22 protein-coding genes and 1 pseudogene are annotated in these 23376 nt (G+C 62.6%); 13 read left to right on the top strand and 10 right to left on the bottom strand.

The annotated features are described in order from the left end of the window. Positions 1 to 6 precede the first annotated feature (6 nt). Positions 7 to 1338, top strand: a complete 1332-nt coding sequence (gene aptA, locus P0D80_RS09195) for an omega-aminotransferase AptA (protein ID WP_408283046.1) — start codon at positions 7 to 9, stop codon at positions 1336 to 1338. 76 nt (positions 1339 to 1414) lie between these two features. Here the strand turns inward: aptA and P0D80_RS09190 are convergent. From P0D80_RS09190 to P0D80_RS09160, 7 genes and pseudogenes are all read right to left on the bottom strand, one after another. Beyond that, a pseudogene (locus P0D80_RS09190) lies at positions 1415 to 2509 on the bottom strand (DUF3443 domain-containing protein); the annotation flags it as partial. 449 nt (positions 2510 to 2958) lie between these two features. Next, positions 2959 to 3411 (bottom strand): DUF2844 domain-containing protein, encoded by a 453-nt coding sequence (locus P0D80_RS09185; protein ID WP_408283044.1) that lies wholly within the window; start codon positions 3409 to 3411, stop codon positions 2959 to 2961. Between the two features lie 145 nt (positions 3412 to 3556). Next, complete coding sequence (locus tag P0D80_RS09180) at positions 3557 to 4876, bottom strand: DUF3443 domain-containing protein (RefSeq protein ID WP_408179424.1); 1320 nt, start codon at positions 4874 to 4876, stop codon at positions 3557 to 3559. 30 nt (positions 4877 to 4906) lie between these two features. Beyond that, entirely contained in the window at positions 4907 to 5377 is a 471-nt protein-coding gene (locus tag P0D80_RS09175; protein ID WP_408283040.1) for a DUF2844 domain-containing protein, read from the bottom strand. 330 nt (positions 5378 to 5707) lie between these two features. Further along, positions 5708 to 5914: a hypothetical protein gene (locus P0D80_RS09170; protein ID WP_408283038.1), complete on the bottom strand. Its 207-nt coding sequence runs from the start codon at positions 5912 to 5914 to the stop codon at positions 5708 to 5710. Positions 5915 to 5959: 45 nt separating this feature from the next. After that, positions 5960 to 6283 (bottom strand): rhodanese-like domain-containing protein, encoded by a 324-nt coding sequence (locus tag P0D80_RS09165; protein WP_064269005.1) that lies wholly within the window; start codon positions 6281 to 6283, stop codon positions 5960 to 5962. Between the two features lie 57 nt (positions 6284 to 6340). Beyond that, a complete protein-coding gene (locus P0D80_RS09160) occupies positions 6341 to 6994 on the bottom strand; it encodes a protein-L-isoaspartate O-methyltransferase family protein (RefSeq protein WP_132375767.1) in 654 nt (217 codons plus the stop codon). Positions 6995 to 7312: 318 nt separating this feature from the next. Between P0D80_RS09160 and P0D80_RS09155 the strand changes: the two genes are divergently transcribed. The 6 genes from P0D80_RS09155 to P0D80_RS09130 all read left to right on the top strand — a co-directional run bounded on the left by P0D80_RS09155 (position 7313) and on the right by P0D80_RS09130 (position 14253). Next, a complete protein-coding gene (locus P0D80_RS09155) occupies positions 7313 to 8392 on the top strand; it encodes a LacI family DNA-binding transcriptional regulator (RefSeq protein ID WP_408283034.1) in 1080 nt (359 codons plus the stop codon). Between the two features lie 3 nt (positions 8393 to 8395). Further along, positions 8396 to 9883, top strand: a complete 1488-nt coding sequence (locus tag P0D80_RS09150; RefSeq protein WP_408283031.1) for a sugar ABC transporter ATP-binding protein — start codon at positions 8396 to 8398, stop codon at positions 9881 to 9883. Continuing rightward, positions 9864 to 10877, top strand: coding sequence for an ABC transporter permease (locus P0D80_RS09145; RefSeq protein WP_132375762.1), 1014 nt, complete (start codon positions 9864 to 9866; stop codon positions 10875 to 10877). Before P0D80_RS09150 ends, P0D80_RS09145 begins: the two co-directional genes overlap by 20 nt. Positions 10878 to 10966: 89 nt before the next feature. Then, complete coding sequence (locus P0D80_RS09140; RefSeq protein WP_408283028.1) at positions 10967 to 11929, top strand: substrate-binding domain-containing protein; 963 nt, start codon at positions 10967 to 10969, stop codon at positions 11927 to 11929. An 89-nt stretch (positions 11930 to 12018) separates the two neighbouring features. Then, on the top strand, positions 12019 to 13068 hold the full coding sequence (locus P0D80_RS09135; RefSeq protein WP_408283025.1) for a sugar phosphate isomerase/epimerase family protein: 1050 nt from the start codon (positions 12019 to 12021) through the stop codon (positions 13066 to 13068). A gap of 30 nt (positions 13069 to 13098) precedes the next feature. Next, positions 13099 to 14253, top strand: coding sequence for a Gfo/Idh/MocA family protein (locus P0D80_RS09130; protein ID WP_408283022.1), 1155 nt, complete (start codon positions 13099 to 13101; stop codon positions 14251 to 14253). A 46-nt stretch (positions 14254 to 14299) separates the two neighbouring features. On the opposite strand, the gene P0D80_RS09125 is transcribed toward P0D80_RS09130, so the two are convergent. From P0D80_RS09125 to P0D80_RS09115, 3 genes are all read right to left on the bottom strand, one after another. After that, a complete protein-coding gene (locus P0D80_RS09125) occupies positions 14300 to 14560 on the bottom strand; it encodes a hypothetical protein (protein ID WP_310700318.1) in 261 nt (86 codons plus the stop codon). Between the two features lie 155 nt (positions 14561 to 14715). Further along, positions 14716 to 15882, bottom strand: a complete 1167-nt coding sequence (locus P0D80_RS09120) for an ABC transporter substrate-binding protein (RefSeq protein WP_408179441.1) — start codon at positions 15880 to 15882, stop codon at positions 14716 to 14718. A 34-nt stretch (positions 15883 to 15916) separates the two neighbouring features. Beyond that, positions 15917 to 16858 carry a CysB family HTH-type transcriptional regulator gene (locus P0D80_RS09115; protein ID WP_132375752.1) on the bottom strand — a complete coding sequence of 314 codons (942 nt, stop codon included), beginning with the start codon at positions 16856 to 16858 and terminating at the stop codon, positions 15917 to 15919. A 236-nt stretch (positions 16859 to 17094) separates the two neighbouring features. Here P0D80_RS09115 and P0D80_RS09110 point away from each other — a divergent pair, with 236 nt between their 5' ends. The 6 genes from P0D80_RS09110 (at position 17095) to cobA (ending at position 23304) form a co-directional block, all read left to right on the top strand. After that, complete coding sequence (locus tag P0D80_RS09110; protein ID WP_342960081.1) at positions 17095 to 18774, top strand: nitrite/sulfite reductase; 1680 nt, start codon at positions 17095 to 17097, stop codon at positions 18772 to 18774. A 22-nt stretch (positions 18775 to 18796) separates the two neighbouring features. Continuing rightward, on the top strand, positions 18797 to 19336 hold the full coding sequence (locus P0D80_RS09105) for a DUF934 domain-containing protein (protein WP_132375751.1): 540 nt from the start codon (positions 18797 to 18799) through the stop codon (positions 19334 to 19336). Continuing rightward, positions 19333 to 20079: a phosphoadenylyl-sulfate reductase gene (locus P0D80_RS09100; protein ID WP_408179446.1), complete on the top strand. Its 747-nt coding sequence runs from the start codon at positions 19333 to 19335 to the stop codon at positions 20077 to 20079. Before P0D80_RS09105 ends, P0D80_RS09100 begins: the two co-directional genes overlap by 4 nt. 110 nt (positions 20080 to 20189) lie before the next feature. Then, entirely contained in the window at positions 20190 to 21152 is a 963-nt protein-coding gene (cysD, locus tag P0D80_RS09095; RefSeq protein WP_132375747.1) for a sulfate adenylyltransferase subunit CysD, read from the top strand. A 25-nt stretch (positions 21153 to 21177) separates the two neighbouring features. Continuing rightward, entirely contained in the window at positions 21178 to 22494 is a 1317-nt protein-coding gene (locus tag P0D80_RS09090; RefSeq protein ID WP_116119209.1) for a sulfate adenylyltransferase subunit 1, read from the top strand. A gap of 54 nt (positions 22495 to 22548) precedes the next feature. Further along, a complete protein-coding gene (gene cobA, locus P0D80_RS09085; protein WP_408179450.1) occupies positions 22549 to 23304 on the top strand; it encodes a uroporphyrinogen-III C-methyltransferase in 756 nt (251 codons plus the stop codon). Positions 23305 to 23376: the final 72 nt, after the last annotated feature.

Raw genomic sequence — 23376 nt, 5'->3', positions numbered from 1 at the left:
CACGACATGAATGAGCGCGCCGGCGTCAAGCCACCCGATATGTCCGCGTTCTGGATGCCTTTCACGGCGAACCGCCAGTTCAAGAGCGCGCCACGGTTGCTGGCGAGCGCGAAGGGGATGTACTACACGTCGCACGATGGGCGGCGCATCCTCGATGGCACGGCGGGGCTGTGGTGCGTCAACGCGGGCCATTGCCGCGACGAGATCGTGGCCGCCGTGCAGGCGCAGGCGGCTGAAATGGACTTCGCGCCGACCTTTCAGATGGGGCATCCGAAGGCCTTCGAGGCCGCGACAAAAATCGCGCGGCATACGCCGGGCGATCTCAAGCACATCTTCTTCGTGAACTCGGGCTCGGAAGCCGTCGATACCGCGCTGAAGATCGCGCTGGCGTATCACCGTTCGCGCGGCGAAGGGCAGCGCACGCGGTTCATCGGACGCGAGCGCGGTTATCACGGCGTGGGCTTCGGCGGCATTTCGGTGGGTGGCATCGCACCGAACCGCAAGGCGTTTTCGGGCGGCCTGCTGCCATCGGTCGATCACCTGCCGCATACCTTGAACATCAAGGAAGCGGCGTTTTCGAAAGGACAGCCAAGTTGGGGCGCGCATCTCGCTGATGAACTCGAGCGGCTCGTCACGCTGCACGATGCTTCGACGATTGCCGCGGTAATCGTCGAGCCGGTAGCCGGTTCCACGGGCGTGCTGATTCCGCCGCGAGGCTATTTGCAGCGGCTGCGGGAAATCTGCGACAAGCACGGCATCCTGCTGATCTTCGATGAAGTGATCACCGGTTGGGGGCGGCTGGGTGCGCCGTTCGCCGCGCAGTACTTCGGCGTCACGCCCGACATGCTGACCATGGCCAAGGGCACCAACAATGCGGCCGCGCCGATGGGCGCGGTGGCGGCGAGCGCGAAGATTCACGATTCGATCGTGAACGGCGCGCCGGCCGGCATCGAGCTGTTTCACGGCTACACGTACTCAGGGCACCCGATCGCCGCGGCCGCGGCGTGCGCGACGATCGATCTGTATGAGCGTGATCAATTGTTCGAACAGGCCGCGCGGATGGCGCCAGTGTTTGAGAAGGCGATCCATAAGCTGCAAGGCGAGCGTCATGTGATCGATGTGCGCAATCTTGGGCTCGTGGGTGGGGTGGAGTTGGCGTCGCGTTCAGGTGCGCCTGGGGCTCGCGCCTATGATGTCTTCGTGCGCTGCTTTGAGAAGGGCGTGTTGACGCGTTATACGGGCGACATTCTGGCGTTCTCGCCGCCGCTGATCGTCGATGAAGCGCAGATCGAGGAGATCTTTGGGACGGTGGCGGAGGTGTTGAAAGAGGTGGAGTAAATAGCAGCGCTTTTGTTCGGCACGCAAAAAGGCCGACGTCGTGAGACGCCGGCCTTTTTGCTGAGCGTGCGTTCGATCAGAAAGCGATGAATGGCCCCGGTTGCTTGCCGATCATCACGTTGTTGATCGCGGTGTATACGCTGCGGCCGAAGAAGAACGGCAAGCCCCAGATGAACATGCCGGCCGATGGCGAACCGAGGCTGTCGTAGGCCGCGTACTGATTTGCCATCAGATTCCAGCCGTTAGCCAGTGAGAATGGCACGTTGACGGACGCGGCGGCCTTGTCGACGCCTGTCAAGATCGCCGACAGGCTGAGCGTGGTGGCCGGCACATACCAGTCGCCCGAAAAGGGAACCGTATAGTCCGCGAAGATGTTCGCGTTCGACCCGCTGTCGATGGCGCTGCTGAACGTGTTGCCCTTGTACGTGGTCGAGAAATAGCCGTACTGGTCGAGCGCGAGAATGTTCGGCTGCGAGGGCATGGCGTTGTTCTTCTGCGTGCCGATGCCGAACACCAGTTCACCCGTGACGCTTGCCTGGCCGCCCGCGGGTAGCGCAGGCAGACGGATGATCGTGCCGTTGTTGTCGGACGTGAAATCGGCGACTGGATTCATGACCTGCGTGTCGAGCGGAACACGTGTATTCGCGCATGACGTCGCCGACGTGCAGTAGTAGTAAGCCGATGGCAGTACGGTCCGCGCCGCCGCGGGGAAATCGCGCTGTGCAGGGCCAATGCCGATCACGCCGTTGGCGCCGAGTGCCGTTGCCGAACCGAGGTTATAGACGCCGCGCGACTGGCAGTCCGACGGCGTCGAGTACTGGCCGTCGGCAATCACTTGCAGCGGCATGTTGCCTGCTGTCTTGCCGCCGATCGTGACGTCGGCGCGCTTGATGGATCCCCACGTGTAGCCCGAGCCGAACACGGCGCATTCGGCGATCGACGCGTTGCCGGTTGGGTCGTCGGTGGCGCCTGTTTGCGTCGGCAGGCGGGCAGCAAGTGCGGAACCCAACGCGCTGCCGAGCACGCGCACGCCGACCGAGCCGGTGTCGAGTTGCAGGTGATCGACCGTCGCGCATTGATTGCTGCCCTGAATGCCGGGGAAGCAGATCGTGGCGGTTACGTACGGCATGTTCGCGTTGTTGCCCGTCCATCGTTCGATGGTGATGGGGACGGTGTTGGAGGTGGGGGGTGGAGTCGGTGCAGGAGTCGGAGTCGGTGCTGGAGTTGGAGTCGGTGCAGGAGTTGGTGTTGGCGTCGGTGTTGGAGTCGGCGTTGGAATTGGCGTCGCTGCAGGATTGAAAGCAGGTGCAGGTGCAGGTGCAGGTGCAGGCGCAGGTGCGGGACTCGGCGCAGGCGTCGGAGCCGCCGTTGGCGCCGGAGTTGGAGTAGGCGTAGACGTAGACATAGACGCACCACTCGCGCCCGACGGAGAAGCCGGCGGTATCCCTATCGACCCCGCTGCCGGCTTATCGCTATTCTTCGCCGCATTGGCGCTGCCATCATCGCCACTACCACCGCCACCACAAGCAGACAGCACCACGCTGCCACCCAGAAGCGCGCAGCAAAGCGTCTTGTTCAAAGTTGTCATGTTTAGTGAGTTGGATAAATCCGCGCGCCGCTTCATTGCAGTTGCTCCACGCGAACGGTGACGGGAACCAGGCGTGGCAGATACGCCTTGCCGAAAAAGCGGCCGGCTCGGCCAGCCGACTCGATATGGAAATCGCCGTTGTGTTCGATCATCGGGCCGATACCGTGCGCACGCTCAGCCGCGGCATTCGTGAAATTGGGAAAGTAGCTGCCGAGCAGCGCGCTCATGTCCGGGCGCACCGGACCTTGCCAGGTGACGGCAAACACCACATTGCTGGGCAGGACGTATTCATGAAGCGTGACGCCGCCAGCGCCATACGTCGCGCGCATCGTATAAGGCGTGGTAGCTGCGGGCGTGTCGATAGAAACCGCCGATCGCAGCAACGACTGCGAGGCCGCGCCCGTACCCGGCGCACCGCCCAATGCCGCATAAGAAGCGAGTGGCAACATGCTCGCAATGCCCAACGCGACCTTCACAAAATTCATCACGATGCTCCAGAAAACAGGTCGGAACATGGTGCCAGCGGGGCTTTATTGGGAGTGCCGGAAAAGTCTCAATGAAAAATCGGAAATGGCTTGAGGAGACGCTGCTGGTGTGCAGCGTCTCCTGGCCCGGCCATGCGGCCAGTCGTCAGAACGCGACGAATGGTCCGGTTAGTTTGCCGACCTTGGCATTGCCAATCACGTTGTAGACATCGCGGCCATAGAAGAACGGCAGTCCCCACAGGAACATGTTGTCTTCACCATTCGAAAAGTACTGGCCGATGTTGATAAACGCTGCATTTCCGCTTGCCATCAGCGTGTTGGCGTTGTCGATCGAAAAGGGCATCTGCAGCGGCGCGTTTGATCCGTTGTTCGGCTCGATCGTCGCGCTCAGATTCAACGAGCTCGCCGGCGTGTACAGGTCGAGAACGGAATATGGAATCGTGTTATCCGGGAACGCGTAGCTGAGGGTGCCGCTATCGATCACGCTTTGGTTGAACACCTGCCCCTTGTACTGAGTCGTGAACGCACCGTACTTGTCCAACGCAATGACTGTGGCATTTGCAGGCAAGGTATTGTTCTGCTGGGTGCCGACGCCAAACACCAATTGGCCCGTCACGCTTGCCTGGCCCGCGGCCGGCACGGCCGGCAGACGGATGACCATGCCGTTGTTGTCCGTGGCGAATGCGGCGACCGGATTCATAACCTCTTTGCTAGCGAGCATGCGCGTGCTGACGCAGCTATTTTGCGAAGGGCAATAGTAGTAAAGACCGGGCACCGCCTTGGTCAGGGCATCCAGGGAATCGCCCGTGAAGTTGTCGATGCCGAGAATGCCGCTCACTCCCATCACGTCAAGGGATCTGCCCAGGTCGCCGCCGTTGTGCGCAATGCAGTCGGGCGGCGTGGAGAAAGCGCCATCGGAAACCACCTGGATCGGAATATTGCTCGCTGTCTTGCTGCCGATCGTGATATCGGTGCGCTTGACCGAACCCCACGTATAGCCCGACGCGAACGGCGCGCACTCGGCAATCGGCGCCGAGCCGACCTTGTCGTCTACCGCCCCGGCCTGGGTAAGCAGCAGAGGGGCCAGCGTGGGTATCGCGCGGGCTGAAATGCGCACGCCGGTCGAGCCGGTGTCCACCAGCATGTTGTCGACGGTCACGCACTGGGGCGCGCCTTGTGTGCCCGGCACGCAAACCTTGATTGACGCGAGAAGCCGGTTGACGTTGCCCGTCGACTTATCGACGCGGACCGGCACGGTGTTCTCGCCGGTAGCAGGAGTGGATGAATTGGTCGAGCTACCGGAATCGCCGGAACCACCCGGCGGCGGGATCCAGTCTGGCGTGGCGTTCCAGCCGACGGAATTGCCGCCCTGGTTGCCGCTCGAGCCTCCGCCACCGCCGCATGCGGAAAGCGCGATGCCCGCAAAGGCCGCGGCGACCCATAGCGTCTTTTTCCATGTCTTCATGTTCCGTTGTCTCATCGCTCGACGCAGGCCTTATTTCAGATCGCCAGGCCGCACGCCGGCGGGTATCAGGCGCGGCAGCCACGCCATGCCGCTGAAGCGTCCCATGCGGCCGGCGGACTCGATGCGAAAGTCGTCGTTGCCGTCGATAAGCGGCCCTGTACCGGCGGTATGGCTCTGCTCGGCGTTCACGAAGTTGGGAAAGTAGCTGCCGAGCAGCGCCGTCATGTCCGGACGGATCGGTCCGTTCCACTTGACCGCGAACACGACGTTCTGAAGCAGCACGTATTCGCGGATGGTGACGCCGTTGGCGTCGACCGACTGGCGCATGGAGTAGGGCGCTGCGTTCGCGGGTTGAGCCGCGGGCGTCGCGGCGGCGGATTGCGGCGTGGCGCGCAGCAGGGTCGCCGACGATGCGCCTGTGGACGGCGCACGGCCCAGGGTTGCATGCGACGCGAGCGGCAACAAGGTTGCGGCCAGCATCGCGATCTTCAAAAATCTCATCACATGGCTCCCCAAAAGGTCGGAAGCATGGTGCCTGTGCGATGCGCAGGAAACCGTATGAAATTTCGGAAGCGAAGGCGAGAAGCGGCGCAACGAAAGCTGGCCGTTAGTGTTCTGCTGAAGGGGCGTGCAGAGGCGCTAGTTGAACTGGGTGCGAGCCGCGCCGCAACCTGGCGCCGGAGCGTCCGGAGCGAAAAAAGCGCCTGAGAGCCAAAGGACGGAAAGCAGGAAACAAAAGCCAGGAAGAGAAGCGAAGGCCGCAAGCGCACAGCACCTACCGCACGACCCCCATCCGACATCACTCGCCGCCCAACCTTGCCCGCAGCGCCTTTAGCCGCAACACCCGGATGACGCCGAGACTTGCAGCAGCAGTTTGACGCGCGCGCGCGACAATTCTTCGCTGTTGGCGGCGAGCGAAGCACGCGCGCTTTGCAGTTGCGCGTCGTTGGAGAAGGCTTCGTCGTAGAGCTGGCAGAAGCCGACGGCCTGCGCGGCTAGTGTGCGAAGCGCGCGGCAGGCGAACGCCAGAGCGGCCATGAGATGAGGACCAGCGCCTGCTGGCCCGTCATTGCCGCCGGGCGATCAGTAGGTCGGAACGGACGGATCGACCTGACGCGACCACGCGTCGATCCCGCCTTGCAGATTGAAGACGTTGGTATGGCCGCGCGACTCGAGGAACATCGCGACCTGGGCGCTGCGCGCGCCGTGATGGCAGACGCAGACGATTTGCGCGTCGTCGTCGAGTTCTTCGCTGCGCGCGGGAATCTCACGCATCGGAATCAACACGGCGCCGGCGATCGACGCCGTCTGGATTTCCCACGGCTCGCGCACGTCGAGCAGCACGGGCGCGGGACGCGAAGTATCGGCAAGCCATTCGGCGAGCGCCGGAGCGGTCAGATTTTGCATCAGCAGAACATCCAGTTCAGAGGACGGCGGGCGTGCCGCCCGTCCGGAGCGTGTGAATCAGAACTTGAAACGCGACGGCTGCACGGCGTTGATGAGCGGCTCGACATACGTTTCGAACACGTCGGCAATGCGGTATTGCTTCTCGTCGATACGCGTGATGATCTGCGCCTTCATGACCGGCGCGGTGCCGACGAACGCCGCCAGACGGCCGCCGATTTTCAGATGGTCGAGCATTTCCTGCGGCAGCACCGGCAGGCCGCCCGACACGCAGATCACGTCGTACGGCGCGGCGCCGGCCCAGCCGCGCGCGGCGTCGCCGGTGGTCACTTCGGCGTTCAGCACGCCGTTGGCGATCAGGTTGGTCTTCGCCAGTTCCGCCAGTTCCGGTTCGATGTCGACCGTCAGCACGTGCTGTGCGCGATGCGCGAGCAACGCGGCCATGTAACCCGAACCCGCGCCGATTTCGAGCACGCTTTCGTGTTTCTTCACCGCCAGTTCCTGCAGTACGCGCGCTTCGACACGCGGGGCCAGCATGTGCTGGCCGGCCGGCAGCGGCACTTCGAAGTCGACGAAGGCCAGCTCGCGATACACGGCGGGGACGAAGTTTTCACGCTTGACGATCGAGAGCAGATTCAGCACGTCCTGGTCGAGCACTTCCCAGGGGCGGATCTGCTGTTCGATCATGTTGAAACGCGCTTGCTCGATGTTCATGGTGGGTTCGGCTGTATGGTTTGGCGAGTTTTGCGGGGTTTTGCTGGGTTTGCTGGGTTTGCTGGGTTTGCTATCAGCCACTGACCACCGGCCTCGCAGCACGACTCGGCGCGCAAGGCCCGTCAGGGTAACTGCGGGATTGTACCAAATGACGGTGCCGATCCGCGCCCTCGCGGGCAGGGAAGACCATCCCCAGGCCGGAGCGTGTCACCAGCCGGATCACGTCGCCCCCCGTGTTAATCCCTAGCGATCTGTCCTTGCGCTTCCGGTGTCTATCGCTCAAAAATGTAATCGATTACATTTTTGAGGCGAGTTCACTTGTCCAGATCGTCGTCCACCAAGGCTCCGTCAGCGGCGTCCGCGGCGCATCCCCAGCCCGGCGTCAAGCCGTTGCGCGGCGCGGCCGATGGCATTTCGATTGCCGGCGTGGCCGAGCAGGCGGGCGTCTCGGTGGCCACGGTGTCGCGCGTGCTGAACGGCCACGAGAACGTGCGGCCCGCCACGCGCGACAAGGTGCTGGCCGCCATCGATGCGAGCGGCTATCGCGTCAACGAACTCGCGCGCAACCTGCGCACTGCCGAGAGCCGGCTGCTGCTGACCATGGTCCCAGACGTGGGCAATCCTTTCTATGCGGAAATCGTGCGCGGCATCGACAGCGTGGCGCGCCAGCACGGCTACTTCATGCTGCTGTGCGACACCGGCGCCGATCCGGGCCGCGAACGCAGCTATTTCGATCTGCTGCGGCGGCGCCGCGCGGACGGCGCCATCTGTCTCGACCCGGCCACCATCCAGCAGGCGCTCGGCGAGGCCTCCAGCGCGCTGCCGTGGGTCGCGTGCTGCGAGTTCGACCCGGCGATGGGCGTGCCGTACGTGGGCATCGACAACTACCGCGCCGCGGGCGACGCCGTCCGGCATCTGCTCGCGCGCGGCCACCGCCGCATCGGCCTCATCAATTCCGATGTCGACTACCTCTATGCGCGGCAGCGTCAGCAGGGCTATCTGGACGCATTGATCGAAGCGGGCATCACGCCGGACGAACGCTGGCGCATGAACCTGAACAGCCTCGATTATGAAGCGGGCGCGTCGGCCGCGGCCACGCTGATGAATCAGCCGCAGGCGCCGAGCGCGATCTTCGCGGTCTCCGATACGCTCGCGATCGGCGTGATCCACGGCTTGCGCAGCGTCGGCAAGCGCGTGCCGGACGACATCGCGGTGGTCGGCTTCGACGATATCTCGCTCGCCGCGCAGATCGATCCGCCGCTCACCACCATCGCGCAACCCATGCGCGAGCTGGGCGAAACCGCCGCGCGCCTGCTGCTGCAGCGGCTCGCCAATCCGTTGGCGAACGTGCCGGGCGTGCTGCTGCCGCATCGGCTCGTGATTCGCGGGAGCGCGTGAACCATGAGCCTCGCGATCCGTTTCGACGACATCCGCAAAGACTTCGGGCCCGTGCGTGTGCTGCACGGCGTGAGCTTCGAGCTGGCGCCGGGGCGCATCTACGGTCTGCTGGGCGAGAACGGCGCCGGCAAATCCACGCTGATGAAAATCCTCGCCGGCTACGAAACCGCCACCTCGGGCACCTTGCTGGTCGATGGCCGCGCGCATCAGTTCATCGGTTCGCGCGACGCCGAAGCGCAAGGCATCGTGCTGATCCACCAGGAGTTCAATCTCGCCGAGCATCTGACGATCGCGCAGAACATGTATCTCGGTCATGAAAAAAAGCGCGGCTGGTTCGTCGACGACGCTGCGATGAATACCGAGGCCGCGCGTTTTCTTGCGCAAGTCGGTCTGGAAAAAGCGCCGGACAGGAAGGTGCGCGAATTGATCGTCGCGGAAAAGCAGATGGTGGAGATCGCCAAGGCGCTGTCGCGCCGCGCGCGGCTGCTCATCATGGACGAGCCGACGGCCACGCTCACGCCGTCCGAGACCGAGCGCCTCTTCACGCTGATGGCGAAGCTCAAGGCCGACGGCGTGACCATCATCTACATCTCGCACAAGCTGGACGAAGTGGAGCGCATCACCGACGAAGTGATCGTGATGCGCGACGGCCGCTTCGTCGCGCGCGGCGAAACCGCGGGACTCGCGCGGCAGCAGATGGCGAACCTGATGGTCGGGCGCGAGCTGTCGGACATGTTTCCCCAGAAGATCACCGTGTCCGCCGACGCGCCGCTCGCGTTGAAGGTGGACGGGCTCGCCGTGCCGGATTGGGTGGAAGACCTGAGCTTCGACGTGCGCGCCGGCGAAGTGCTCGGTTTCGCGGGACTGGTGGGCGCGGGGCGCACCGAGGCGTTCGAAGCGATCATCGGTTTGCGCAAGCGCACGGCGGGCCGAATTGAAGTCGCCGGCCGTCCCGCCGATCTGAAAAGCCCGCGCGACGCAATGCGCCACGGCATCACGTATCTCAGCGAGGACCGCAAGGGCAAAGGCCTGCACGTGAACCTGAGCCTGCAGGACAACGTCACGCTGATGACGCTCGAACGTTACGCGCATCCGTTGCTCGACATGAAAGCGGGACGCGCCGCGCTGACCAAAGCCGTGAGCGAATTCGGCATCCGCACCGGCGACCTGTCGAGCCGCGCGCGCATGCTATCCGGCGGCAATCAGCAGAAGCTCGCGCTCGCCAAATTCCTGCAACCCGACCCGAACGTAATCGTGCTCGACGAGCCGACGCGCGGCGTCGATGTCGGCGCGAAACGCGACATCTATTTTCTGATTCATCGTCTCGCCGCGCAGGGCCGCGCGGTGATCGTCATTTCATCCGAACTGATCGAGCTGATCGGCCTATGCCACCGCGTCGCCGTGATGCGCGCGGGACGCCTGCAAGCCACGCTCACGCTCGAGCATCTGACCGAAGAGGAGTTGATCGCCCATGCGACCGGCACCCACTGAAGCCGTGCAATCCGGCCGCGCGTTGCGCTTCGCGCATCGACTGTATGCGCTCGGGCCGCTCGTTGGACTCATCGCGCTGTGCGTGATCGGCACGCTGCTCAACCGCGATTTCGCCACCCTCGACAACATGATGAACGTGCTCACGCGCACGTCGTTCATTGGCATCATCGCGGTCGGCATGACCTTCGTGATCATTTCGGGTGGCATCGATCTGTCGGTCGGCTCGATGGCGGCGCTGATCGCGGGCAGCATGATCTGGCTGATGAACGGACTCGCGGCGGGCGTCGGCGGACACTCGTTTCCTCCGCTGATGATTCTCACGCTCGGCATCGTGGGCGCGCTGGTGCTCGGCAGCCTGTTCGGCTGTGCGCACGGCTTGCTGATCACCAAAGGACGGATCGAGCCATTCATCGTCACGCTCGGCACGCTGGGCATCTTTCGCGCGGTGCTCACCTGGCTTGCCGACGGCGGCGCGCTGACGCTCGATAACTCGTTATCCGATCTGTACGGCCCGGTGTATTACGCGAGCCTGTTCGGCGTGCCGGTGCCGATCTGGGTGTTCCTCGTGGTGGCGGCGGGCGGCGCGCTGATTCTCAACCGCACCGCGTTCGGCCGTCACGTGCAGGCGATCGGCTCGAATGAACAGGTCGCGCGTTATGCGGCGATTCGCGTCGATACCGTGAAGATCGTCACGTACGTGCTGCTCGGCATCTGCGTGGGCGTCGCCACCGTGTTGTACGTGCCGCGGCTCGGCTCGGCCACGCCGACGACCGGTTTGCTGTGGGAACTCGAAGCGATCGCCTCGGTGGTGGTCGGCGGCACCGCGCTCAAGGGCGGCGAAGGCCGCGTGATCGGCACGGTGATCGGCGCGATTCTGCTTTCGGTGATCGCGAACATTCTGAATCTGACTAGCATCATCAGCGTGTATCTGAACGCGGCGGTGCAGGGTGTGGTGATTATCTTCGTCGCGTTCGTACAACGTGGACGGCGGTAGCGGCGGCGCTTCAAATTGCGCTTCAAATTTGCAATCACGGTGAGTTGAAAATCGGGGCGCATGAACGCCTCACAAAAGGAGACACAACCATGAAGCAGGTCATTCGAGCGGTCGGCGCCGGCATGCTGGCGTTGGGGATACTGGGCACGGCGAATATTGCGCGTGCCGATGAAAAAGTCATATTGGGCGTTGCGATTCCGACAGCCGATCACGGCTTCACGGGCGGCATCGTCTGGTGGGCGAACAAGGCCAAGATTGATCTGGAGAAGGCGCATCCCGATCTGAAAGTGATCGTCAAGACCGCGGCCGGCGCGCCCGAACAGGCGAACCAGTTGCAGGATCTCGTGACGGTCAACAAGATCAATGCGCTCGTGATCTTCCCGTTCGAATCGGCCTCGCTCACGCAGCCGGTTGCGCAGGTGAAGAAGAAGGGCGTGTACGTGACGGTGGTGGATCGCGGCCTGACCGACACCAGCGCGCAGGATGCGTACGTGGCCGGTGACAACACCGCGTTCGGCAAGATTCCCGCCGAGTATCTGGCGAAAGCGCTCGACGGCAAGGGCGATATCGTTGCACTGCGAGGCATTCCGACGACGCTCGACAACGAACGCTGGACCGCGTTTACCGGTGTGCTGAAGGCGTATCCGAACATCAAGATCCTCGACGCCAAGTACGCGAACTGGAATCGTGACGACGCCTTCAAGGTCATGCAGGATTACCTGACGCGCTTCAAGCATATCGACGCCGTCTGGGCCGCGGACGACGACATGGCCGTCGGCGTGATCAAGGCGATCGAGCAGGCCAAGCGCACCGACATCAAGATCGTGTTCGGCGGCGCGGGGTCGAAGGGCATGGTGAAGAATGTGATGGACGGCGCGCCGATGATCAAGGCCGACGTGTCCTACTCGCCGAAGTTCATCTACGACGCCATCAAGCTCACCGCTGAAGCGCGTCTGAAGGGCGAGAAGCTGCCGGCCACCACGATCATTCCGTCGGTGCTGATCACGAAGGAAAACGCGCAGCAGTTCTATTTCCCGGACTCGCCGTTCTGACCTGAGCATCCGGGGCGCGCCACCGGGCCTGAGCCGGACTTTCTGCGGCAACGGCACGGCGAGCGCGCCCTCGTTCGAGGAACCGTACGATGAAAACCATCAAAGGGCCGGCGATCTTTCTCGCCCAGTTCATGGGCGACGAGGTGCCGTTCGACAACCTCGCGCATCTTGCCGAGTGGGCTGCGGGTCTTGGCTTCAAGGGGATTCAGGTGCCGTGCGACAGCCGCCTGATCGATCTCGAACAGGCGGCGGCGAGTCAGACGTATTGCGACGAGTTGCGCGAGGTCGCAGACGACGCGGGCGTGACGATCACCGAACTCTCGACGCATCTGCAAGGGCAACTCGTCGCCGTGCATCCGGCCTATGACACCTTGTTCGACGGCTTTGCCGCGCCGCATGTGCGAGGCGATCCGGCCGCGCGCACGCAGTGGGCGATCGATCAGATGAAGCTCGCGGCGAAGGCTTCGCAGCGTCTGGGGTTGAGCACGCACGTGTCGTTTTCCGGCGCGTTGGCGTGGCCGTATCTCTATCCGTGGCCGCAGCGTCCGGCAGGTTTGGTCGAGGCCGCGTTCGATGAACTCGCCCGCCGCTGGACGCCAATTCTCGATGCGTTCGACGCCGCCGGCGTCGACGTGTGCTACGAACTGCATCCCGGTGAAGACCTGCACGACGGCGTGACCTTCGAGCGTTTTCTGGACGCGGTGAAGCAGCATGCGCGCGCCAACATCCTGTACGACCCGAGTCATTTCGTTTTGCAGCAGCTCGACTACCTTGCGTTCATCGACATCTATCACGAGCGCATCAAGGCGTTCCATGTGAAGGACGCGGAGTTTCGTCCGACCGGCAAGCAAGGCGTGTATGGCGGCTACAGCGGCTGGGTCGAACGCGCGGGGCGCTTCAGATCGCTCGGCGATGGGCAGATCGATTTCGGCGCGATCTTCTCGAAGATGGCGCAATACGATTTCCCCGGCTGGGCGGTGCTCGAATGGGAATGCGCGCTGAAGCATCCACACGATGGCGCACGCGAAGGCGCGGAGTTCATTCGCCGGCACATCATCCGTGTGGCCGAGCATGCATTCGATGATTTCGCCGGCAGCGGCGTCGACGCCGCGCAGTTAAAGCGCGTGCTCGGCATCTGACGGCGAGCGATCGCAAAAGGAGTGAGGGTGATGCCACAACGAAGGCTCAGGCTGGGCATGGTCGGCGGCGGACAGGGCGCGTTCATCGGCGCGGTGCATCGGATCGCGGCACGGCTCGACGACCGTTTCGAACTGGTTGCGGGCGCGCTGTCGTCCGATCCGCAGCGCGCGCAATCGAGTGCCGATGAGGCCGGGATTGCGCGCAGCTATTCGGACTGGCGCGAGATGGCGCGCGCCGAGGCCGCGCGCGACGACGGCATCGACGCGGTGGCGATCGTCACGCCGAATCATCTGCACGCGCCGGTCGCGACGGCGTTTCTCGAAGCTGGTATTCACATTGTGTGCGACAAGCCGCTGGCGATCTCGCTGGCGGAAGGCGAGGCGCTGGCGAAGCTGGCTCGCGAGAAGAACAGGTTGTTCGCATTGACGCATACGTACTCCGGCTATCCGCTGGTGCGTCATGCCCGCGAGTTGATCGAAAGCGGCGAGTTGGGCGAGATACGCGTCGTGCAGGTCGAATACGCGCAGGACTGGCTGGCGGAGCCGATCGAAACGAGCGGCACGAACAAGCAGGCGGGCTGGCGCACGGATCCCGCGTTAGCGGGGCCGGCCGGATGTCTCGGCGATATTGGCACGCATGCGTATCACCTTGCTGCGTTCGTCACGGGTATGACGCCGAATACACTCGCGGCGGAAGTGCATACCTTTGTGCCGGGGCGGCGCATCGACGATCATGTGCAGGCGATGCTGCGTTATCCGAATGGCGCGCGCGGCATGCTATGGGCGAGCCAGGTGGCGAGCGGCGCGGAAAACGCCTTGCGTTTGCGGGTGTATGGGACGAAAGCCAGCCTGACCTTCGATCAGGAGCATCCCAATGAATTGTGGTTCACGCCATTGGGTGGTTCGGCTGTGCGCCTGACACGAGGGCGCGTGACGAGCGCGATTGCGGCCCATGCGACCCGCGTGCCGTCGGGACATCCTGAAGGTTATCTGGAGGCGTTTGCGCAGTTGTACAAAGACGCGGCGTTGCAGATCGAAGCGTTGGATGCGGGGTGCGCGTTGCCCGCCGAAAGCCTGTTGCTCACGACGGTGGAGGACGGTGTGGCGGGGCTGCGGTTTATCGACGCCATGCTCGCGAGCAGCGCGGCGGATGGGCAGTGGCGCGAGATTGCGCGTAGCGCTTGAGGCAGCTTTATATTGCGGCTGCAAGAGTGGGGGTTGGCCGCTCCGCTCAACCGCCCTTGCTCTTCTTGAGTTGCTCTTCGAACGCGATATCGAGCTTGCTCGCTTTGCGTGGCTTCGGCGGCCCGAAAGCGTCGACGAATTTGACGAAGTCGTCGAGCGTCAGCGGATCGGAGACCTTCTTGTCCGTGCCGCTCGATTTGTCGACCAGGTAGAACAGGCCGCCGGACAGGCTGATCGCGGCGAACTGCGGATTGCCGCTGCGGGTTTTCAACCGCTCGACGGCGTGGATGGCTCGGGTGGTGCGCATGGTGGGGGAAACGGCTAATTGAGGCTATCCACTTTAACAGTAATACGCCGCGCGCCTGACTGTCGGCCGTTCGAACCGATCAGGAACCAGTAAGGAGGTTCACCCCGAACAAAACATCGGGAAGAACGACGAACGCCGAATGTGGGCGAGTTGGCTTACTGGCTCAAATAAACGAACTTGCCGTTCTTGATAGTGCCCATCACGCTCGCGCGCTGATCCAGCCCCACGTGATCCTTCGGGCTCGTGTTGACCACGCCGTTCGGCACGACCAACTCATGCGCATGCTCCAGTTCGTCACGCAGCGCGGCTCGGAAGGCCGGCGTGCCTGGCTGCGCCGTCTTCAGCGCGCGCGCCACGGCGTCCTGCAAGCGCGGGTACACGCCGGCTGCATCGCCCGCGAACTGCGTCACGCTGCCCGCGCCGTACTTCGCTTCATATTCGTTCGTAAAGGCGAGCGCCGCCTTCTTCGCCGGATGATCGGCCGGCAGCGTGCGCGCCACCACGACCGGCTGGGTCGGGAACAGCGTGCCTTCCACGTCCTTGCCGCCCAGCTTGATGAACTCCGGCGTGGCGATGCCGTGCGTCTGGTAGATCGGGCCTTTGAAGCCGCGCTCGATCAGCGTGCGTTGCGGCAGCACGGTCGGCGTGCCGGCGCCGGCGATCAGGATCGCGTCGGGCTTGGCGGCCATCAGCTTCAGAATCTGGCCGGTGACGCTCGCGTCGGTGCGGTTATACCGCTCGGTGGCGACCAGTTGAATATGGCGCAGCGTCGCGAACTTGCTGAACTCGTTGAGCCAGCTTTCGCCGTAGCCGTCCGCGAAACCGATGAAGCCCACCGTCTTCACGTTGTGGTTCGACATGTAGCGCGTCATCACGTCGGCCATTGCGCTGTCGGTCTGCGCCATCTTGTAGGCCCACACCTTCTTGCCTTCCTGCGGCTCGACCACGCTGGCCGAGCCGATCAGCGTGATCATCGGCGTCTGGCTCTCGGCGACCGGATCGAGCGCGGCCATTGCGGCCGGCGTGATGTTCGGGCCGACGATCACGTCCACGTGGTCTTCGTTGATCAGCTTGCGGATGTTGCGCACGGCGGCGCCGGGGTCGGAGGCGTCGTCGAGGAAGATGTAGTCGGCTTTCTGGCCGGCGATCGTGGCGGGCCACATCAGCATCGCGTTCTTGCTGGTGATGCCGATCACGGCCGCGGGGCCGGTGCTCGACAGATCGATGCCGACCTTGATGTCGGCGTGTGCAGCGGTGGCGAGCAGGAGCGCGCCAAAACCAAAAGCGGCGAGGCCGCTGAATTTTTTCTTATACGACGTCATCGAGAGGTCTCCGTAGCAAGAAGCGATGGTGATATCAAAGTTCGTAGGTTTCGTGTTCGCCCTTGAGCGCCTGTTCGATCAGCTTGCGGTTCATGCTCGGCGACAGCAGTTCGACGAGCGTATACACATAGCTGCGCAAATAGGCGCCCTGTTTCAGCGCGACCCGCGTCACGTTGCTGCCGAACAGGTGGCCGACCGGCATGGCGCGCAAATGGCGGTCGCGCTCGGCGTTGAACGCGATATCCGCCATGATGCCGACGCCCAGGCCCAATTCCACATAGGTCTTGATCACGTCGGCGTCGATCGCCTCCAGCACGATGTCCGGATGCAGTCCACGCAGACGGAACGCCTCGTTGATCTTGGTGCGGCCGGCGAACGCGTTGTCGTAAGTGATCAGCGGATACTGGGTCAGATCATCCAGCGACAAAAGTTTGCGGTCGAGCAGCGGATGATCCGGTTGCATCACCGCGACGTGGTGCCACTGGAAGCACGGCAGCGAAACCAGTTCCTTATAGTTGGAGATCGCCTCGGTGGCGATGCAGAGGTCGGCCTGATCGTGCAGCACCATTTCGGCGACCTGGGTCGGGCTGCCTTGCAGAATCGAAAGGTGAACCTTGGGAAAGCGCTTCTTGAATTCGGCGATGGCCGCCGGCAGCGAGTAGCGCGCCTGCGTGTGGGTCGCCGCGATCACCAGATTGCCCTGATCCTGCGCCGCGTAATCTTTACCGACTCGCTTCAGGCTCTCAACCTCCTGCAGAATCTTCTCGACCGACTGCAGAATGATGCGTCCCGGCTCGGTCAGCGAGCGCACGCGCTTGCCGTGTCGTGTGAAGATTTCCACGCCCAGCTCGTCTTCCAGCTCGATGATCGCCTTGGAAACGCCCGGCTGGCTTGTAAACAGGGCTTTGGCCGCTTCCGTCAGGTTGAAGTTCTGCCGCACAGCCTCGCGGACGAAGCGGAATTGGTGCAGGTTCATATATAACCTCTCCGCATATCAAAAGAATTTTTTAGTCGTTTGAAATATAAGGCGAGTTTATTACGATCTGTCCATCTTTTTCAATATGGATATCTGTATTTGTCATAAGCAAATGAGCGATGGGTCTAAACGTTCATAAGCAGAGGGTGACAAACGGAGGTATCCAAGGCGCGGCGAAACCGGGTAGCCGGCCCCCGGATCGCCGTGTATCACTGCAAAAAAATTGGGGTCCCCGAATGTACCAATACGATCAGTACGACCAGACCATCGTCGATGAACGGGTCGCGCAGTACGCCGATCAGGTTCGCCGCCGCTTGTCGGGCGAATTGAGCGAAGAGGAGTTTCGTCCGCTGCGCCTGCAGAACGGCCTGTACTACCAGCGCCACGCGTACATGCACCGCATCGCGATTCCGTACGGCAACCTGCGCAGCGACCAGATGCGCGTGCTCGCGCAGATCGCGCGTGAACACGACCGTGGCTACGGCCATTTCTCGACGCGCTCGAACATCCAGTACAACTGGATCAAGCTCGAAGAAACGCCGGAAATTCTGCGCAAGCTCGCGGCGGTGCAAATGCACGGCATTCAGACCTCGGGCAACTGTATCCGCAACATCACGGCCGACCAGTTCGCCGGCGTGGCGCCGGATGAAGTGGTCGATCCGCGTCCGTGGGCTGAAATCCTGCGTCAATGGTCGACGTTCCACCCGGAATTCGCGTGGCTGCCGCGCAAGTTCAAGATCGCTGTGTCGGGTTCGAAGGAAGACCGCGCTGCCGTGCAGATTCACGACATGGGCGTGTATCTGAGGAAGAACGAGCAGGGCGAGCTGGTGGCCGACATTCTGGCCGGCGGCGGCATGGGCCGTACGCCGATCATCGGCGCGATCATCCGCAAAGATTTGCCTTGGCAACATCTGCTGACGTACTGCGAAGCCGTGCTGCGCGTGTACAACCGCTACGGCCGCCGCGACAACATGTACAAGGCGCGCATCAAGATTCTCGTGAAGGCGTTGAGCCCGGAAAAATTCTCCGCGCAAGTCGAAGAAGAATGGCAACACCTGAAGGACGGTCCTTCGACGCTCACGCAAGCCGAAGTGGATCGCGTGTCGCAGTACTTCCAGCCGCCTGTGTATGAAAAGCTCGCCGACACGGACGCTTCGTTCGAAAAGCATCTGCTGGAAAACCGTGCGTTCGCCCGTTGGGTCGAGCGCAACGTGCGTCCGCACAAGGTGTCGGGCTATTCGTCGGTCACCTTGTCTTTGAAGCCGACCACGATCGCTCCCGGCGACGCAACGGATGCGCAGATGGAAGCGGTCGCCGATTGGGCCGACGAGTACTCGCTCGGCGAAATCCGCGTATCGCACGAACAGAACCTGATCCTCGCCAACGTGAAGAAGCGCGACCTGTTCGCGCTGTGGGAAAAGGCCAAGGCGCAAGGTTTCGCGACGCCGAATATCGGCTTGCTGACCGACATCATCGCGTGCCCGGGCGGCGACTTCTGCTCGCTCGCGAATGCGAAGTCGATTCCGATCGCACTGGCCATTCAGGAACGCTTCAACGATCTGGACTACGTGTACGACCTCGGCGATGTGTCGCTGAACATTTCGGGCTGTATCAACGCGTGCGGTCACCACCACGTCGGCAACATCGGCATTCTGGGCGTCGATAAGGACGGCTCGGAGTGGTATCAGGTGACACTCGGCGGCGAGCAGGGCACGGGCGCCACCGGCGCGCATCTCGGCCGCGTGATCGGCCCGTCGTTCTCGGCGGAAGAAATGCCGGACGTGATGAGCAAGGTGATCGATACGTTCGTGGAAAACCGCCACGAAGGCGAGCGCTTCATCGAAACGTACAACCGCATCGGCATCACCCCGTTCAAGGAACGTGTGTACGCCTCGCGTCAACCGGCTCACGCGTAACCGCGAAAAGGATACTGAACAGATGGCTTCTATCATCAAGAATCGCGCGATCGTCAACGATGACTGGACGGTCGTGCGCCCGGCGGAAGATGGCTCGCTGCCCGCGGTGAACGAATTGCCCGCAGGCAAGGTGCTGGTGCCGCTCGCGTTGTGGCAGGCTTCCCGCGACGCATTGATCGCTTCGCGCGGTGCCGCTGAAATCGGCGTGTGGCTCGCGGCGGATAGCGAACCGGCGGATATCGTCGCCGACTTCGACAAGATCGCGCTGATCGGCGTGGACTTCCCGGTGTTCCGCGACGGCCGCGGCTATAGCATCGGCCGCCTGCTGCGCGAGCGTTATGGCTACAAGGGCGAACTGCGCGCGATCGGCGACGTGCTGCGCGATCAACTCGCGTTCATGTTCCGTTGCGGCTTCGACGCATACGCGTTGCGCGCCGATAAAGACTTCGACGACGCGCTCAAAGCCTTCGACGAATTCAGCTTCAACTATCAGGGCGCGGTGAACTCGTCGCCGTTGTTCCGCCGCCGTGAAGCGGGTGAACTGGCCAAGGCATCGGCATGAGCGAAGTTCAAGCCCTCACGCCGGAACTTGCTGCGAAGGTCGAGCGCCTCGATGCGCTGCTCGATTCGATCGCCGCGCGCCATGAGAATGTGAAGCTCGCCAGCAGCCTCGCGGCGGAAGACATGCTGCTCACGCATGCGATCCTCTCGCGTGGCGTGAAGATCGGCATTTTCTCGCTGAACACCGGCCGTTTGCATGCGGAAACGCTGGGCATGCTCGATCGCGTGAAAGAACGTTACGGCTATGACATCGAACAGTTTCATCCGCAAGCTGCCGCAGTCGACGAATACATCGGCTCGCATGGTCTGAACGCGTTCTATGAAAGCGTCGATCTGCGCAAGCGCTGCTGCGAAATCCGCAAGGTCGAACCGTTGAACCGCGCGCTGTCGGATGTCAGCGCATGGGTCACGGGCCAGCGTCGCGAGCAGTCGGTGACGCGTGCCGAACTGCATGCGGAAGAGCACGACGCCGCGCGCAATATCGCCAAGTTCAATCCGCTGACCGACTGGACGGAGGCCGAAGTGTGGGCTTACCTGAAAGCGTTCGACGTGCCGGTCAATCCGCTGCATGCGCGCGGCTATCCGAGCATCGGCTGCGAGCCTTGTACGCGCGCCGTGCGTCCCGGTGAAGATAGCCGGGCAGGGCGCTGGTGGTGGGAGTCACGCGATACGAAGGAATGCGGACTGCACATCACGACGATTACGCCGATCGCGGTGGGCGGCAGCGCAAACGCCCAGGCCTGAAGGTTGAGCGAATGGGGCTTGGTTTTTAGCCCGAACGCCGCACATACCGATTTGAATACCTCCGCGACGCGAGCAACCGCTTGCGACGCGAACCAACGAAGGACCCAAACATGAGCACCACGCTCGATTCCACTGTGAACGCACCGCTCGCCAACACGGCAAACCGTATGGATCACCTCGACTGGCTCGAAGCCGAGTCGATTCACATCCTGCGCGAACTGGTCGCCGAATGCAGCAAGCCCGCGCTGCTGTTTTCGGGCGGCAAGGATTCGGTCGTGGTGCTGCACCTCGCGCTGAAGGCCTTCGGTATCGGCGCGAATCGCAAGACCGTGCTGCCGTTCCCGCTCGTGCATATCGACACGGGCCACAACTACGAAGAAGTGATCGACTTCCGCGATCGTCGTGCGGAAGAGATCGGTGCTGAACTGGTGGTCGGTCATGTGGAAGATTCGATCAAGCGCGGCACGGTGCGTCTGCGTCGTGAAACGGATTCGCGCAATGCCGCGCAAGCCGTGACGCTGCTCGAAACCATCGAACAGTACGGCTATACCGCGTTGATCGGCGGCGCGCGCCGCGATGAAGAAAAGGCCCGTGCGAAGGAACGGATCTTCTCGTTCCGCGACGAGTTCGGCCAATGGGATCCGAAGGCACAGCGCCCGGAACTGTGGAGCCTGTATAACGCGCGTCTGCATAACGGCGAACACCTGCGCGTGTTCCCGATCTCAAACTGGACCGAACTCGACGTGTGGCAGTACATCGCTCGCGAACAGCTCGAACTGCCGTCGATCTATTACGCGCATCAACGCGAGATCGTGCGCCGCAATGGCTTGCTCGTGCCGGTTACGCCGATCACGCCGATGCGTGAAGGCGAAACCAGCGAAACGGCGCTGGTGCGTTTCCGCACCGTGGGCGATATCAGCTGCACGTGCCCGGTGGAAAGCGATGCGGATGATCTGGAGAAGATCATCGCCGAAACGGCCGTGACCGAAATCACGGAACGCGGCGCGACGCGGATGGACGATCAGGTCTCCGAAGCCGCGATGGAACAGCGTAAGAAGCAAGGTTATTTCTAAGCACACGGACGAGGGTAAAGCAATCATGAGCGGTATTCACCAACCAGAAGACCTCGGCGTGCTGCGTTTCATCACTGCGGGCAGCGTCGACGATGGCAAGAGCACGTTGATCGGCCGCCTGCTGTACGACAGCAAGGCTGTCTTGAGCGATCAGCTCTCGGCACTGTCGCGCGCGAAGAATAAGCGTACCGTCGGCGACGAAATCGATCTGTCGCTGTTGACAGACGGCCTCGAAGCCGAACGCGAGCAAGGCATCACGATCGACGTGGCGTACCGTTACTTCGCTACCGCGAAGCGCAAGTTCATCATCGCCGACACGCCGGGCCACGAGCAGTACACGCGCAACATGGTGACGGGCGCGTCGACCGCGCACGCGGCGATTATTCTCGTCGACGCAACGCGTGTGACGTTTGTGGATGGCGTCGCGCAACTGCTGCCGCAAACCAAGCGTCATAGCGCGATCGTCAAGCTGCTGGGTTTGCAGCACGCGATCGTCGCGATCAACAAGATGGACCTGGTCGATTACAGCGAGCAGCGTTTCAATGAGATTCGTGACGCGTATGTCGAACTTGCGCGTCAACTGGGCTTGAGCGATGTGCGCTTCGTGCCGGTGTCGGCACTCAAGGGCGACAACATCGTGACGGCGAGCGAAAGCATGCCGTGGTACGCGGGCGAGCCGCTGCTCGACCTGCTCGAAGCGTTGCCGGTCGAAGTGCCGACGGGCCAGGCGTTGCGTTTCCCGGTGCAGTGGGTGGCGCGTCAGGACGGCAGCCAGGCTGATGACTTCCGCGGCTACATGGGCCGTGTCGAAGCCGGCGAAGTGAAGCTCGGCGATACGATCGTTGTGTTGCCGGCCAATCGCGAAGCGACGGTTGCCGAAATCATCGCGCCGGTGCCCGGCGGCACGGCTGCGGTGGATCGCGCATTTGCTGGTCAAACGGTGACGATCCGTTTGGCGGAAGACGTCGACGTGTCGCGCGGCGATACGTTCGTGCTGCGTGAAGCGGCGCCGGAGCCGGCGAAGAAGCTGGAAGCCGACCTGTGCTGGTTCGACGACACGCCGCTGTCGACGCAACGCAAGTATCTGTTGAAGCAGACCACCAACACGGTGTTCGCGCGGATCGGTGCGATCAAGGAAGTGCTCGACGTGCATACGTTGTCGCAAGCGACCGATCGCAAGGACCTGACGATGAACGATATCGGCCGCGTGGCGCTGACGTTGCAGAAGCCGCTGGTGTGCGATGTGTATGACTCGCATCAGGGTACGGGTGCGTTCGTGCTGATCGATGAAGCGACGCATCACACCGTCGCGGCGGGGATGATTCGGGCGTTTTCGGCTTAAGTGCTTGGCACGTCATTGCGTCGTGCTGGCGACCTAACGGACAGGTTTAGGCAAATGGGTAAGGTTTATCTGATCGGCGCAGGGCCGGGTGCTGCGGACCTGATTACGGTGCGTGGGGCGCGGCTGCTCGGTTTGGCCGATGTCGTGCTGCATGATGCGCTGGTGGAGCCGGCTATGTTGGACTATGCGCCTTCGCATGCGCGGCGGATTGCTGTTGGCAAACGCTGCGGGCAGCTGTCGACGGCGCAGCAGTTCATCAATAAGCAGATTGTGGATGCTGCTTTGGAGCATGAGGTTGTCGTGCGGCTCAAGGGTGGCGATCCGATGTTGTTCGGGCGCGCTGATGAGGAGATGCGGGCTTTAGAGGCTGCTGGCATCGAGTATGAGGTCGTGCCTGGGATTACTGCTGCGCTGGCGAGTGCTGCCTCTTTGAAACGGTCTTTGACACTTCGCGGTGTGTCGCGCAGTGTGGCGTTGGCTACTTTTAGTCGGGCGCCTGGGTCTGATGAGATTCGCGAACAGGTTAATGCGGATTCTCTTGTGTTCTATATGGGCCGGGATAGTGGGGTTGAGATTGCGCAGCAGTTGATCGATGCTGGGCGGTCGGTTGCCACGCCCGTGGCAATTGTTGAGGCTTGTTCTACTGCTCGTGAGCGCATGCTTTCTCTTACTCTCGAAGAGTTGGCCGCTGGCGACGCGCAGAGGTGGGTTGACGCTTCGCAGCCTAGTTTGCTCATGATTGGGGAGGCTTTCGCTGCGCGGCCCGTTAGCGTGGTTCGATCCGCGGATGGGATGTTGGTCGCGGCTTGAGGTTCTTGGTTTTTTGCTCTGCGCTTGTTGGTTGTTGGTTGTTGGTTGTTGGTCTTAAGGTAGTGGCCTTTC

The sequence above is a fragment of the Paraburkholderia sp. RL17-373-BIF-A genome (assembly GCF_046030175.1).
GTDB lineage: Bacteria > Pseudomonadota > Gammaproteobacteria > Burkholderiales > Burkholderiaceae > Paraburkholderia.
The sequence above is the reverse complement of the archived record's forward strand: the minus strand, read 5'-3'. Positions and strand labels throughout refer to the sequence as shown.